The 13006-nt window shown below is 72.8% G+C and carries 12 protein-coding genes; 3 read left to right on the top strand and 9 right to left on the bottom strand.

Annotated features, from left to right (window positions below):
- Positions 1–691: 691 nt before the first annotated feature.
- The gene (locus tag ABZ840_RS25590; protein WP_361562619.1) at positions 692–1144 is read left to right on the top strand and encodes an SSI family serine proteinase inhibitor; all 453 of its coding nucleotides are present in this window, start codon (positions 692–694) and stop codon (positions 1142–1144) included.
- Between the two features lie 85 nt (positions 1145–1229).
- On the opposite strand, the gene ABZ840_RS25585 is transcribed toward ABZ840_RS25590, so the two are convergent.
- Complete coding sequence (locus ABZ840_RS25585; protein WP_361562617.1) at positions 1230–1523, bottom strand: DUF3039 domain-containing protein; 294 nt, start codon at positions 1521–1523, stop codon at positions 1230–1232.
- Positions 1524–1626: 103 nt separating this feature from the next.
- On the bottom strand, positions 1627–2238 hold the full coding sequence (locus ABZ840_RS25580) for a YqgE/AlgH family protein (RefSeq protein ID WP_361562615.1): 612 nt from the start codon (positions 2236–2238) through the stop codon (positions 1627–1629).
- A gap of 263 nt (positions 2239–2501) precedes the next feature.
- Between ABZ840_RS25580 and murA the strand changes: the two genes are divergently transcribed.
- Positions 2502–3839, top strand: a complete 1338-nt coding sequence (gene murA, locus ABZ840_RS25575) for a UDP-N-acetylglucosamine 1-carboxyvinyltransferase (protein WP_361562613.1) — start codon at positions 2502–2504, stop codon at positions 3837–3839.
- A 379-nt stretch (positions 3840–4218) separates the two neighbouring features.
- On the opposite strand, the gene ABZ840_RS25570 is transcribed toward murA, so the two are convergent.
- A complete protein-coding gene (locus tag ABZ840_RS25570) occupies positions 4219–4500 on the bottom strand; it encodes an HU family DNA-binding protein (protein WP_103834809.1) in 282 nt (93 codons plus the stop codon).
- A 341-nt stretch (positions 4501–4841) separates the two neighbouring features.
- Positions 4842–6275, bottom strand: coding sequence for an NAD-dependent malic enzyme (locus ABZ840_RS25565; RefSeq protein WP_361562611.1), 1434 nt, complete (start codon positions 6273–6275; stop codon positions 4842–4844).
- Between the two features lie 269 nt (positions 6276–6544).
- On the opposite strand from ABZ840_RS25565, the gene ABZ840_RS25560 reads away from it, so the two are divergent.
- Positions 6545–6751, top strand: a complete 207-nt coding sequence (locus tag ABZ840_RS25560) for a cold-shock protein (protein ID WP_030250355.1) — start codon at positions 6545–6547, stop codon at positions 6749–6751.
- Positions 6752–6996: 245 nt separating this feature from the next.
- On the opposite strand, the gene ABZ840_RS25555 is transcribed toward ABZ840_RS25560, so the two are convergent.
- The 5 genes from ABZ840_RS25555 to ABZ840_RS25535 form a co-directional block, all read right to left on the bottom strand.
- Positions 6997–9417 carry a UvrD-helicase domain-containing protein gene (locus tag ABZ840_RS25555; protein ID WP_361562609.1) on the bottom strand — a complete coding sequence of 807 codons (2421 nt, stop codon included), beginning with the start codon at positions 9415–9417 and terminating at the stop codon, positions 6997–6999.
- Between the two features lie 89 nt (positions 9418–9506).
- Positions 9507–10265 carry a zf-HC2 domain-containing protein gene (locus ABZ840_RS25550; RefSeq protein ID WP_361562606.1) on the bottom strand — a complete coding sequence of 253 codons (759 nt, stop codon included), beginning with the start codon at positions 10263–10265 and terminating at the stop codon, positions 9507–9509.
- A complete protein-coding gene (locus ABZ840_RS25545) occupies positions 10262–10801 on the bottom strand; it encodes a sigma-70 family RNA polymerase sigma factor (protein WP_361562603.1) in 540 nt (179 codons plus the stop codon). The genes ABZ840_RS25550 and ABZ840_RS25545 overlap by 4 nt, the downstream gene beginning before the upstream one ends.
- A 124-nt stretch (positions 10802–10925) precedes the next feature.
- A complete protein-coding gene (locus ABZ840_RS25540; RefSeq protein WP_361562601.1) occupies positions 10926–11516 on the bottom strand; it encodes an ABATE domain-containing protein in 591 nt (196 codons plus the stop codon).
- A 114-nt stretch (positions 11517–11630) separates the two neighbouring features.
- Complete coding sequence (locus ABZ840_RS25535; protein WP_361562600.1) at positions 11631–12824, bottom strand: uroporphyrinogen-III synthase; 1194 nt, start codon at positions 12822–12824, stop codon at positions 11631–11633.
- Positions 12825–13006 lie beyond the last annotated feature (182 nt).

The raw sequence follows: 13006 nt of genomic DNA, 5'->3' as shown, positions 1-13006 counted from the left end.
ACGCGAGGGTCCATGAAGGCAGGATCCGTCACCGACCGGCGCGAAGTTCCTGGTTCGCCCCGCCCCGTCCTGGACCTCCGAAGAGAGCGTATTGCCACCTTTCTCAAGCACTGTGCGTTACGGCACGTACCGCACGCACCGCGCCCTTGACGCCACTTGACGTCGTACGGCGTCCCGTACGGGCGTTCCGCGCGGATGTTCGGCACACCGGTCGACGCACGGGGCCGGGCCGCCCGCCCCGCAGCGTGGGTACACGGTGCCAGGGGCCCGGCCGTGCCGCGTCCGCCTTTCGGGGTGGCTCACACGTTTGGGGGCGGTCCGTCGATCGGGCGTCCGAGCGGGCGCCGTCGCCGCCCCGCGCGCCCTTCGGCGGCCGTGACAGGCCGTCACTCATGTGTCCGGCCGGGTACTTGACGCCGGCAGTGATCGCCGCCCGGAAAACCCGGCCCGCACACGGCGGGAAGTCCCGGTGGCGCCCCGGGAAACGCCCGGGAAAGGCGCCACTCCCCGCCTCCGGGCCGTAACTCCCCGCAATGCGGCCCGGGTTGCCCGGGCGGCGGGCGGTGCGCGGAGCGGCCGGCCGACACGCCACCTGCGGCCCACAATCAGCCACGCGACACCACGGCGGGACTATCCATGAGACGAGATGTCCGTCTCACCCAACTTTCAGCCGATCGTAAGGAATCCGCTCATGCGACAGAATCCGCCGGTGCGCAAGAGACGCCTCCGCGCCGCCCTGCTCGCCGTCGCCGCCCTCGGCCTGCTGCCGCTCACGGCCGCCACGGCACCGGCCGCCGCCGCTCCCACGCAGGCGGTGCCCCGCGAGGCGAGCATCGTCATCCACGCGGGCGAGGGCACCGGGGGCAGGGTGATCGCCCGGGCGACCCTGCGCTGCTTCCCCACCGGGGGCACCCATCCCCGCGCGCACGCGGCCTGCCGCGCGCTGGCGCCGGTGAACGGCGACTTCCAGCGGCTCCGGTCGCAGCCCCGGCCCTGCCCGAAGATCCACCGGCCGGTGACGGTCGCGGCGAAGAGCATCTGGCAGGGCAACGCCACGTTCGTCGTCCGCGGCTACCCCAACCTGTGCGTCGCCGCGGCGGACAGCGCCGGCGTCTTCGACCTCTCCCGGCGTGCCGACGGCTGAGCCGGCACCGGCGGACAGCACGGCGCCCGGCCCGCTCTCCTAGGAGGGAGCGGGCCGGGCGCCACCGTACGGAGCGGTCCGGGGCCTACTTCTTGCCGCCGTCCTTGCCGCCCTTGTCCTTGTCGCCACCGGCGCTCATGGACTCGTAGATCTCCTTGCACATGGGGCAGACCGGGTACTTCTTCGGGTCGCGGCCCGGGACCCAGACCTTGCCGCAGAGCGCGACGACGGGCGTGCCGTCCATAGCGCTCGCCATGATCTTGTCCTTCTGGACGTAGTGGGCGAAGCGCTCGTGGTCACCGTCGCCGTTCGACACCTGTGGTGTCGGCTCCACGAGGGTGCCCGTACCTGCCCCGCGCTCGGGCTCAAGAGTGCTCATAACTGCCAAGGGTACTCACGCACAGGCCGGACCGGGCGCCGCGGCCCGTACGAAGTTGAACGACCCGCCGGCGGGCCGACCGGCTCGTCCCGGAAAGGCCCGGCTAGTTCAGCGAGGGGTCGTCCGGGTACGTCGCCACCATCGCCAGTTCGTTGCGCTGGCGGCGGAGCACGGCGCGCCAGAGGCGTTCGGGGGACGGCGAGGAGACGTCGCCGGGCTCGGACTCGACGACGTACCAGGCGCCCTCCGTCAGCTCCTCCTCCAGCTGGCCGGGGCCCCAGCCCGCGTAGCCCGCGAAGATGCGCAGGGAGCCGAGCTCGGCGGAGAGCAGTTCGGGCGGGGCCTCCAGGTCGACCAGGCCGATCGCGCCGTGCACGCGGCGCCAGCCGAGGGGGCCGTCACCGTCGGTGTCGGCGCCGTCGCCCGTGGGGCCCCCGTCGTGCTCACCCGCCTCACCCGGGACCACCGCGACGCCGAGCGCGGAGTCCAGCGACACCGGGCCGCCCTGGAAGACCACGCCCGGCTCGCCGGCCAGCTCGGCCCAGGGCTGGAGGATGTCCGCCACACCGACCGGCGTGGGACGGTTCAGGACGACGCCGAGCGAGCCCTCCTCGTCGTGATCGAGGAGCAGCACCACGGCCCGGTCGAAGTTGGGGTCGGCGAGCGCCGGGGTCGCGACGAGCAGCCGGCCGGTGAGCGAGGACACCTCGGTCATGGCGACATGATCCCGCACTTCGGGCCGGTGCGGGGAGCCATTGGGTGCACCCGTATGCCGCACTCCGGAGCGGACGGGACGTACGGCGACCGACCCGGCACTTCCGGGCCCTCTCTCACATCACGGTCCGTTCCGGCAGATAAACCGTACGTGTTGTGACAGAGCTATTACATGAACTGGGGCCGCTCGGCCCTACGGACTACCCCCGCACCGCCCTTACCATTTCAGCTTGCCCCCTGTCCGTCTCCAGGAACGCGAGATCCATGACCGACGACGTTTTGCTTGTCCACGGCGGCACCCCGCTGGAGGGCGAGATCAAGGTCCGCGGCGCGAAGAACCTCGTGCCCAAGGCCATGGTCGCCGCGCTGCTCGGCAGTGAGCCGAGCCGGCTGCGCAACGTGCCCGACATCCGTGACGTGCGCGTCGTGCGCGGCCTGCTGCAGCTGCACGGCGTGACCGTACGACCGGGCGACGAGTCGGGGGAGCTGATCCTCGATCCGTCGCACGTGGAGAGCGCCAACGTCGCCGACATCGACGCGCACGCGGGCTCCTCGCGGATCCCGATCCTCTTCTGCGGCCCGCTGCTGCACCGTCTCGGCCACGCCTTCATCCCGGGCCTGGGCGGCTGTGACATCGGCGGCCGGCCGGTCGACTTCCACTTCGACGTGCTGCGCCAGTTCGGCGCGGTCATCGAGAAGCGGGCCGACGGCCAGTACCTGGAGGCCCCGCAGCGGCTGCGCGGTACGAAGATCCGGCTGCCGTACCCGTCCGTCGGCTCGACCGAGCAGGTGCTGCTGACCGCCGTCCTGGCGGAGGGCGTCACCGAGCTGTCGAACGCCGCGGTGGAGCCGGAGATCGAGGACCTGATCTGCGTCCTGCAGAAAATGGGCGCGATCATTTCGATGGACACGGACCGGACGATCCGGATCACCGGCGTCGACAAGCTCGGCGGGTACAACCACCGGGCGCTGCCGGACCGGCTGGAGGCCGCCTCCTGGGCGTCCGCCGCGCTGGCCACCGAAGGCCAGGTCTACGTACGCGGTGCCTCGCAGCGCGAGATGATGACCTTCCTGAACACCTACCGCCGGGTCGGCGGCGCCTTCGAGGTCGACGACGACGGCATCCGCTTCTGGCACCCGGGCGGCCCGCTGAACGCCATCGCCCTGGAGACCGACGTGCACCCCGGTTTCCAGACCGACTGGCAGCAGCCCCTGGTGGTGGCGCTGACGCAGGCCTCGGGCCTGTCGATCGTCCACGAGACGGTGTACGAGTCCCGGCTCGGCTTCACCTCCGCGCTGAACCAGATGGGCGCGCACATCCAGCTCTACCGCGAGTGCCTGGGCGGCTCGGCCTGCCGCTTCGGCCAGCGCAACTTCCTGCACTCCGCGGTCGTCAGCGGCCCCACCAAGCTGCAGGGCGCCGACCTGGTCATCCCCGACCTGCGCGGCGGCTTCTCGTACCTGATCGCGGCGCTGGCGGCGCAGGGCACGTCCCGCGTCCACGGCATCGACCTGATCAACCGCGGCTACGAGAACTTCATGGACAAGCTGGTCTCGCTGGGCGCCAAGGTCGAACTGCCGAACGGCACACTGAAGGGCTGAGACACCGCGGGCCCCTGCTGGGGGTCCGGGGGTCATCCCCCGGACAAGCACAGCATGGACAAGCTGGTCTCGCTCGGCGCCAAGGTCGAACTGCCGAACGGCACACTGAAGGGCTGAGACACCGCGGGCCCCTGCCGGGGCCCGACGGCTCGCGCCGGGGCGCGGCCCGCTGTGGCCGGGTCTGAGGCCCGTACCGCCGAAGGGCGGCCACCAAGTCCTGGTGGCCGCCCTTCGGCGTTCTCGCGCCCGCTCAGACGGGCTCAGGACGGCGTACGCCGAGTACGTCCGCACATGCGAAAGGCAGCCATCCGGCTCGGGATGGCTGCCTCTCCTGTGATGTCCCGTCCGTGCCCCGTCGTCCCGGGAGCACGGTGCCGGATCACTTGCCCTTGGCGGCTTCCTTGAGCTTGGAGCCCGCGGAGACCTTCACGCTGTAGCCGGCCGGGATCTGGATCGGGTCGCCGGTCTGCGGGTTGCGCGCGGTGCGAGCGGCACGGTGGGTGCGCTCGAAGGTGAGGAAGCCGGGGATGGTGACCTTCTCGTCGCCCTTGGCGACAACCTCACCGATGGTCTCGGCGAGCGCGGCCAGAACGGCGTCGGCGTCCTTGCGGGTCACCTCGGCACGGTCGGCCAGAGCGGCCACCAGCTCACTGCGGTTCATGTATTACTCCCGTGTTCTTCTTGCCAATGGGCGTGCCACGCGGCGGAGCCGCATATCAAGCACAGCGAAGCCGATGCTGCCAGGGCCCTCGGACAGTCCCCGGACCCGGGTCTGCCGTTCAGACCCTCGCGCCCGGTAACGCATCCTGCCCCCACCTGCGGCGGTAAAGCCAATCCGGCGCCCTGGAGGGTCACACGAAGAGCGCCATCGCCCCGAGAGGGTGACGCACCGGTGACGCTCCGCGTCATGCTCCGGGGCCCCGCCCATGGGCAGCGGCCAGTCATGCGCTGTCCGCCACCCTATGGGGGGCCTGAGGGCCGCGTGTCGTGCGACGCGCCGTATCAGGCGGTCGTGCCGCCCGTCACAGCGGCCCCGGCGGCCTGTGCGGCGTCCCGGACGGCCCCGGCGACCGCGCCGGCGACCTTGTCGTTGAACACGCTGGGGATGATGTAGTTCGCGTTCAGCTCGTCCTCCAGCACGACGTCGGCGAGGGCGCGGGCCGCGGCCAGCATCATGTCCTCGTTGACCGTACGCGACTGCGCATCCAGCAGACCGCGGAAGACACCCGGGAAGACCAGCACGTTGTTGATCTGGTTCGGGAAGTCCGAGCGGCCGGTGGCCACGACGGCGGCGGTCTGCCGGGCCTCGCCCGGGTCGACCTCCGGGTCGGGGTTGGCGAGTGCGAACACGATCGCGCCGTCCGCCATCCGGGCCACGTCGTCGCCGTCCAGGACGTTGGGCGCGGAGACGCCGATGAAGACGTCGGCGCCGACCACGGCCTGCTTGAGGGTGCCGGTGACGCCCTCGGGGTTGGTGTTGTCGGCGATCCAGCGCAGCGCCGAGTCGGGGTCGGCGGAGACCAGGTCCTCGCGGCCCGCGTGCACCACGCCGTGGATGTCGGCGACGACCGCGTGCTTGACGCCGGCGTCCAGCAGCAGCTTGAGGATGGCCGTACCGGCGGCGCCCGCGCCGGACATGACGACGCGTACGTCCTCGATGTTCTTGCCGACCACGCGCAGCGCGTTGGTCAGGGCCGCGAGCACGACGATCGCGGTGCCGTGCTGGTCGTCGTGGAAGACCGGGATGTCCAGGGCCTCGCGCAGCCGCGCCTCGATCTCGAAGCAGCGGGGCGCGGAGATGTCCTCCAGGTTGATGCCCGCGAAGCCGGGGGCGATGGCCTTGACGATCTCCACGATGGCGTCGGAGTCCTGGGTGTCCAGGCAGATCGGCCAGGCGTCGATGCCGGCGAAGCGCTTGAAGAGGGCCGCCTTGCCCTCCATGACGGGCAGCGCGGCCTTGGGGCCGATGTTGCCCAGGCCGAGCACGGCGGAGCCGTCGGTGACCACGGCGACGCTGTTGCGCTTGATGGTGAGGCGGCGGGCGTCCTCGGGGTTGTCCGCGATGGCCTGGCAGACGCGGGCGACGCCGGGCGTGTAGACCATGGACAGGTCGTCACGGTTCCGGATGGGGTGCTTCGACGACATCTCGATCTTGCCGCCGAGGTGCATCAGGAACGTACGGTCGGAGACCTTGCCGAGCGATACGCCCTCGATCTCGCGCAGCTTCTGGACGATCTCGTCCGCGTGCGAGGTGGACGTCGCGGCGATGGTGACGTCGATCCGGAGTTTCTCGTGGCCGGAAGCGGTCACGTCGAGGCCGGTGACCGACCCGCCGGAGGACTCCACGGCCGTGGTGAGCTGGCTGACGGCGGTGCCGCTCGCGGGAACTTCCAGTCGCACCGTCATCGAATACGAGACGCTAGGCGCCGTTGCCATGGCCGACTTCCTCTGCTTTCGCTTGTTTCCCTATGCGCTGCCCCAGGAGCTCGGATGTCCTGCGCATCGTCCGATCGTCCCACCTACCAGCCGGTACACGGTAACCAGCCACAAGTTTCGGAATGACTCTTCCACCATACGAGAGCTAGTCAGCTCGGCGGAACCCCCCACTCCTTCGCCTGAAAAACGGCCTTAATAGGGAGGAATTCTGGCGTACCGCCCTTAAGATCTGGCGCGCAGCACCCCAAAGACACGCAAGGATGGGCGATATGGCTCAGGGCACCGTGAAGTGGTTCAACTCCGAGAAGGGTTACGGATTCATCGCACAGGAGGACGGCGGACCTGACGTCTTCGTCCACTACAGCTCGATCAGCGGCGACGGCTTCCGGAATCTGGAGGACACCCAGCGGGTGGAATTCGAGATCGCCCAGGGCCGCAAGGGCCCGCAAGCGGAACAGGTCCGTGTCATCGGCTGACCTTCCGGCCCACCGGTGACACGGACCTGTCCGTGACGCTGGAGAAGTAGAGGTGGCACCGACCCGCCATGCTCGCCTCGCGGCAAGTGGTCGCTCGAAGCGACTATGGTTGGGCCCGGGGGCTTGGATCGGGCCGGTGCCACCTACAGGCTAACACTGCGGCCGTCTCGGGCAATTCCCCCGAACCCCCGAACTCTGCAGGCGAATCGCGCAGCGGGACACCGCCCGCACGCGGCCCCGGCGCGTCAGTCGCGCAGCAGGTCCGGCACCCCGTCCGCGTCCGGCTCGTCACGGGCCCCGGAGACCACCGTCAGGCGCTGCGTCGCCCGGGTGAGCGCCACGTACAGCACCCGCAGCCCCGCCGGCGACTCGTCGGCGATCTCGGCGGGCGAGACCACCAGCGTCGCGTCGTACTCCAGCCCCTTGGCCTCCAGCGAGCCCAGCGCGACCACCCGGTCCCCCAGTTCCGCGAGCCAGCCGCGCGCCTCCTCCCGGCGGTCCATGGCCACGACCACACCGACCGTGCCGTCCACCTCGTCCAGCAGCCGGCGCGCCTCCTCCCGTACGGAGTCGCCCAGCCGGTCCCCGGCGACGGCGAACCGCGGCCGGAGGCCCGTGGAGCGCACTGCCTCCGGCGCGACCATGCCGGGCATGGCCAGCGCCAGGACCCGCGCCGCCAGTTCGGCGACCTCGGCGGGGTTGCGGTAGTTCACGGTGAGGGTGAAGCGGCGGCGCGGGCGAGTGCCCAGCGCCTCGTCCCGCGCCTCCCCGGCCTCGTCCGGGTCCGACCAGGAGGACTGCGCCGGGTCGCCCACCACGGTCCACGTGGCGTGCCGGCCGCGGCGGCCGACCATCCGCCACTGCATGGGCGTCAGGTCCTGCGCCTCGTCGACGATGACGTGCGCGTAGTCCGTGCGCTCCTCCGCGAGCCGCTCCCGGCGGCTGCGCCCCGAGGAGTTACGGTCCGCAAACGTGGTCAGCTCCTCCAGTCCGGTGAGCTGGTCCAGCGGGTCGGCCTCGCGCTGCCGGGCGGGGCGTGCCGGGGCGCCCAGGATCAGCTGGAGCTCGTCCAGGAGCGCGACGTCGTGCACGGAGAGCGGGCCCACGCCCTGCGCGTCCAGGCGGCCCAGCGAGCGGGCCAGCCGCCGTACCTCGCGGTTCTGGAGCACCCGGCGGGACCAGCGGCCCAGCAGCTTCTCGTCGGCCATGGCGGCGAGCACCCGGCGCGGCGTCAGCTCCGGCCACCAGGCGTCCAGGAAGTCGAGGAAGTCCTGCTCGGTCGTGATGTCCTCGTCGAACCCGGACCGTGCCTCGGCGGCCAGCTCCGGGTCGCTGTAGCGGCGGTCCCCGCCGGACTTCGCCCAGAGCGCGTCGAGGATCAGCCGGCGGGCGCGCGGGCGCAGCAGGTTGACCGGCGCGGTGCCGCCGAGCGCGGCGGTACGGATGCGGCGCAGTTCGGCGGCGTCCAGCTCGATCCGGGCCCCGAAGGCGACCACCCGGAGGCGGTCGGTGGGCACGGCCGGGGCCGCCTCCTCGTCCGGGTCGCCGAAGGCCAGCTGGCCGTCGGGCGCTTCGGCCGGTGCGGTGTCGGCGGCGAGCTCCAGGGCGCCCCGGGCGGCCTTGCGCAGCACCTTCACCATGCGCGAGGAGCCCTTGACGCGGGCCACGGCCGGTGTGTCGTAGGCGGTGGCCTCCGCGCCTTCCATCAGGGAGCCGAGCGCGCGGATGGCGACCTGGCCCTCCTCGCCGAGCGAGGGCAGCACGCCCTCGGTGTACGCGACCAGCAGCGGGGTGGGCGAGACGATGAGGATGCCGCCCGCGTAGCGGCGCCGGTCCTGGTAGAGCAGGTAGGCGGCGCGGTGCAGGGCGACCGCCGTCTTGCCCGTACCGGGGCCGCCCTCGACCTCGGTGACGGAGGCGGCGGGCGCCCGGATCACCATGTCCTGCTCGGCCTGGATGGAGGCGACGATGTCGCGCATGGAGTGGCTGCGGGCCCGGCCGAGCGCGGCCATCAGCGCGCCGTCGCCGACCGCCGGCAGTTCCTCGCCGGCCAGGGTGGCGGTGACCTCCGGGCGCATCAGGTCGTCCTCGACGCCGAGCACCTTGCGGCCCTTGGAGCGGATGACGCGGCGGCGCACGACGCGGCCGGGGGCGACCGGGGTGGCGCGGTAGAAGGGCGCGGCGGCGGGGGCCCGCCAGTCGATGACCAACGGGCTGTAGTCGGCGTCCAGTACGCCGAGCCGTCCGATGTGCAGCGTCTCGGCGATCTCCGCGCGGTTGTCCTCGCGGATCGCGCCGTCGGCGGGCTCGACGGAGGTGTACGCGCCGTCCGGGCCCCGCTTGCCGTCCTTGCCCAGGAGCAGGTCGATGCGGCCGAAGAGGAAGTCCTCGTACTCGGAGTTGAGGCGGTGCAGGTGGACGCCGGCCTGGAAGACCTGCGCGTCGCGTTCGGCGAGCGCGCCGGGCGTGCCGACCTGACCGCGCTTGGCGGCGTCGTCCATCAGGAACTGTGCCTCGTGGATCTTCTCCTCGAGACGCCGGTACACCCGGTCCAGATGCGTCTGCTCGCCCGCGATCTCGCGGTCGCGGACGGAGTCGCCGTCGGGTACGGAATCCGGCGCGTGCGTGGAGTTATCCGGCGCGTGCGTGGCGTTCTGCGCGGCCACCCAGGCCCCCTTCTGCTGTGCGTAGGGCAGCCGTCAACCGTACGCGAAGCAGGTCGCGGGCGCACCTGTGCGGCAGCGCGGGTGTCCGGTCAGACGTCGACGGCGGCCAGCCGCTCGCCCGCGAGGGTACGGATTTCGAAGCGGTCGATGTCGGCGCGGCTCATGGCGGCGCCGCCGTTCGTGTAGAGCGGCTGCCGGCTCCACTTCGTGGTGCCGCCCTTGATGCCGTACCCGCCGTCCGGCACGGCCCAGGTGGTGACGGTCTGCTCGTCGCCGTCCTTGCCGACCGCGATGAGGGAGCAGGTCAGCGGGCCCTTGACGTTGCCGAGGCGGAGCGCGACGGAGGTCCCCCACGGGCGGTCGGCCATGGCCACGCCCGCGGCGACCTTGGTGTCCGGGTCGACCGCGGTGTGCTTGTCCCGGCCGCTGTCGTACATCTGCTCGGCCGGGCTCACGGCCTGCGGCGGAGGCTGCGGGGCTTCGCGGGTCACGGCCAGGGCGGCGAGCGGCCCGCCGACGATCAGTGCGACGGCCGCGGCCACGAGGGCGAGCCGCCGGCGCCCGCGCCGCCGGACGGCGGCGACCTCGGCCAGCAGGCCGCCCAGGACGCGCCGCGAGGGCTTCGGTACGAGCGTGGCCTCGGAGGGCGGGGTGCCCGCGCCGTCGTCGGCGAGCCCGGCCAGCAGCGGGGGCAGGCCGAGCAGGCCGTCCAGCTCGGCGGCGCAGCGGTCGCAGCCGGCCAGGTGTTCCTCGAAGCGGGCGGCGTCGGCGGCGTCCAGCACGCCGAGCGCGTAGGCGCCGACGTCGGTGTGGTCCGCCGGCTCGGCGGGCGGGTGGGGCCGGTTCACGCCGTGACTCCTCGTTCTTCCAGGGAGAGCTTCAGGGAGCGCAGCGCGTAGAACACCCGGGACCGCACGGTCCCGGGCGGCACCCGCAGCACCTCCGCGGCCTCGTTGACCGTACGTCCCTTGAAGTACGTCTCGATCAGGGCCTCCCGGTGCGCCGGGCTCAGGTCGGCCAGCGCCTCGGAGATCGTCATCAGGCGCAGCGCGCGGTCTATCTCGTCGGCGGCGGGCAGCGTTTCCAGGGGCGCGGCGTCCACCTCCTGGGGGCGCGCCTGGCGGCTGCGGTGTCCGTCGATCACGATGCGACGGGCCACGGTCACCAGCCAGGGGCGTACGGACCCGGTCGCGCGCTGGAGCTGGTCGGCGTTGCGCCAGGCGCGCAGCAGGGTTTCCTGGACCACGTCCTCGGCGCGGTGGCGGTCGCCGGCCACCAGCCGCAGGACGAAGGCGAGGAGCGGTCCCGCGTGCTCCTCGTACAAGGCCCGCATGAGTTCTTCGTCGGGCGTCGTCCGGTCGGCCACGACGGCATCCTCGCGCAACGCCACTCCCCGGTCGATAGGACGGAACGGACTCCGTTCCGGGTGCGGGCCCCCGGCCTTCGGGAGCTCGCGGTGGAGTACGTACGCGGGCGTGCGGGTGTTCAGCCGGTGACGCGGGAGACGCTCAGCCGGTGACACGCGTGGCGGGGCCGAGGGCGCGGCGGCGGTGCCGGGCGACCCGCTCGCGGTTGCCGCACACCTCGCTGGAGCACCAGCGCCGCCGCCGGCCGCGCGAGGTGTCCAGGTAGATCCGCGAACACGTCTCGCCCTCGCACTGGCGCAGCTGGCCGCGCGCCACCGCGTCGGTCAGCATGCCGACCGCGTCCCGGGCGACCGCGGCCATCAGCCCGGCGCAGTCCGGTGGGCGGGCGCAGCGGCGCTCCAGCGCGCCGTCCACGCCGCGTACGGCGCGTTCGGGCGGTGGCGGGGCCTCGGCCGTGGCATTGAGCAGCGCAAGGTCGCGGTCGGCGGCCCGGCCGCGGATCTCGTCGTGGACGATGCGCCGCAGCAGTTCGCGCAGCGCACGGAAGCGCGCGACCCAGCTGCCGTCGACGGCGTCGAGCGGCGTGCTGCGCGGTACGACGCCCGCGCCGACGAGCCAGGCTCTCAAGTGGTCGGGGCCGAGGAGCCGTTCGGCCGACGGATCGCCGGTCGTGGCCACCAGGTCAAGGCAGATCCGCCCGCAGTCGAACCGCAGGTCGTAAGGGGCCGCCATGTGCCTGTCACTCCTTCGGGGACAACGTCTCCCTCCAGAGTGCCCGGCCGGGCGGCTCGCCGGAACCCTCGGTACCGGCCTCGCGGCGCCGGCCGGCCGCACCGGCACTCTGCGTCAACGCGGCGGCTCCTCCGCGTACTTGGTCTCCGCGTGCGGGTCCAGGGAGAGCCGGTAGCCGCGCTTGACCACCGTCTGGATCAGCTTCGGGACGCCCAGCGCCGCCCGCAGCCGGGCCATCGCCGTCTCCACGGCGTGCTCGTCGCGGCCCGCGCCCGGCAGCGCGCGCAGCAGGTCACCGCGGGAGACCACCCAGCCGGGCCGCCTGGCCAGCGCGCGCAGCAGCGACATCCCGGCGGGCGGCACGGGGCGCAGCTCGCCGTCGATGAGCACCGCGTGCCCGCGGATCTCCAGCCGCCGTCCGGCGATCGGCAACGGCCTTACACGGCCCGGGAGTTCGTGGCACAGCAGCTGGACGAGCGGGCCGAGCCGGAAGCGCTCGGGCTGGACGGTCGCGATGTCGTGGTTCTCCAGGGGCAGCGCGGTCACCGGACCGACGCACGCGGCCAGGACGTCCTGCCGCAGCGCCGCCAGCACCTCGGCGTGCACGCCCCGCTCCTCGGCGCGGCGCAGCAGCGACGCGGCGGCCGGGGCGCTGGTGAAGGTCACCGCGTCGACGGTGCGGGCCAGCACCGCGTCCAGCAGCCGGTCGACGGGCCCGATGTCCTCCGGGGGCATCCAGCGGTAGACCGGCACGCCGACCACCTCGGCGCCCGCGGCGCGCAGCGCCTCCACGAAGCCGGGCAGCGGCTCGCCGTGCAGCTGGAGCGCGATCCGGCTGCCGTCCACGCCCTCCTCCAGCAGCCGGTCCAGCACCTCGGCCATGGACTCCGAGGCGGGCGACCACTCCTCGGTGAGGCCGGCCGCGCGGATCGCGCCGCGCACCTTCGGGCCGCGGGCGAGCAGCCGTACGCCGCCCAGCCGCTCCAGCAGCGCGGTGCCCAGGCCCCAGCCCTCGGCGGCCTCCACCCAGCCGCGGAAGCCGATGGCGGTGGTGGCCACCACGATGTCCGGCGCGTCGTCGATGAGCTGCTTGGTGGCGGCCAGCAGCTCGGTGTCGTCGGTCAGCGGCACGATGCGCAGCGCGGGCGCGTGCACGACCTCGGCGCCGCGGCGCTCCAGGAGCGTGCCCAGCTCGGCGGCGCGGCGGGCCGCGGTCACCCCGACGGTGAAGCCGGCCAGTGGCTGCCCGCCGCTGCGCTCCTTGGGTCCGCTGTCGTCCGGTAGGTCGTTTCGCTGTCCGTCGTGCATGTGGCTCTCGTCCCGCTCCGCAGTGATGTGCGCCGGCTCAACGGCGGCCGGGCCCTGCCGTCCCCGGGCGTCCGTCCCGGGCGGTCCGGCGGACCGATCGGCCCTCTGATGCTGCCAAGGGTCCGTGTCGGCCCGGGTTCACCGTCATTTCTCCAGTGTTACGCCCGGGCGGCCCCGGACGT

The sequence above is a fragment of the Streptomyces sp. NPDC047117 genome (assembly GCF_040643545.1).
Taxonomy (GTDB): Bacteria; Actinomycetota; Actinomycetes; order Streptomycetales; family Streptomycetaceae; genus Streptomyces.
The sequence above is the reverse complement of the archived record's forward strand: the minus strand, read 5'-3'. Positions and strand labels throughout refer to the sequence as shown.

What these genes read in the sequence shown, in the direction of transcription:
- ABZ840_RS25590 (WP_361562619.1), top strand. Translation starts at nt 692, where the DNA reads ATGCGACAGAATCCGCCGGTGCGCAAGAGACGCCTCCGCGCCGCCCTG.
- ABZ840_RS25585 (WP_361562617.1), bottom strand. Translation starts at nt 1,523, where the DNA reads ATGAGCACTCTTGAGCCCGAGCGCGGGGCAGGTACGGGCACCCTCGTG.
- ABZ840_RS25580 (WP_361562615.1), bottom strand. Translation starts at nt 2,238, where the DNA reads ATGACCGAGGTGTCCTCGCTCACCGGCCGGCTGCTCGTCGCGACCCCG.
- murA (WP_361562613.1), top strand. Translation starts at nt 2,502, where the DNA reads ATGACCGACGACGTTTTGCTTGTCCACGGCGGCACCCCGCTGGAGGGC.
- ABZ840_RS25570 (WP_103834809.1), bottom strand. Translation starts at nt 4,500, where the DNA reads ATGAACCGCAGTGAGCTGGTGGCCGCTCTGGCCGACCGTGCCGAGGTG.
- ABZ840_RS25565 (WP_361562611.1), bottom strand. Translation starts at nt 6,275, where the DNA reads ATGGCAACGGCGCCTAGCGTCTCGTATTCGATGACGGTGCGACTGGAA.
- ABZ840_RS25560 (WP_030250355.1), top strand. Translation starts at nt 6,545, where the DNA reads ATGGCTCAGGGCACCGTGAAGTGGTTCAACTCCGAGAAGGGTTACGGA.
- ABZ840_RS25540 (WP_361562601.1), bottom strand. Translation starts at nt 11,516, where the DNA reads ATGGCGGCCCCTTACGACCTGCGGTTCGACTGCGGGCGGATCTGCCTT.
- ABZ840_RS25535 (WP_361562600.1), bottom strand. Translation starts at nt 12,824, where the DNA reads ATGCACGACGGACAGCGAAACGACCTACCGGACGACAGCGGACCCAAG.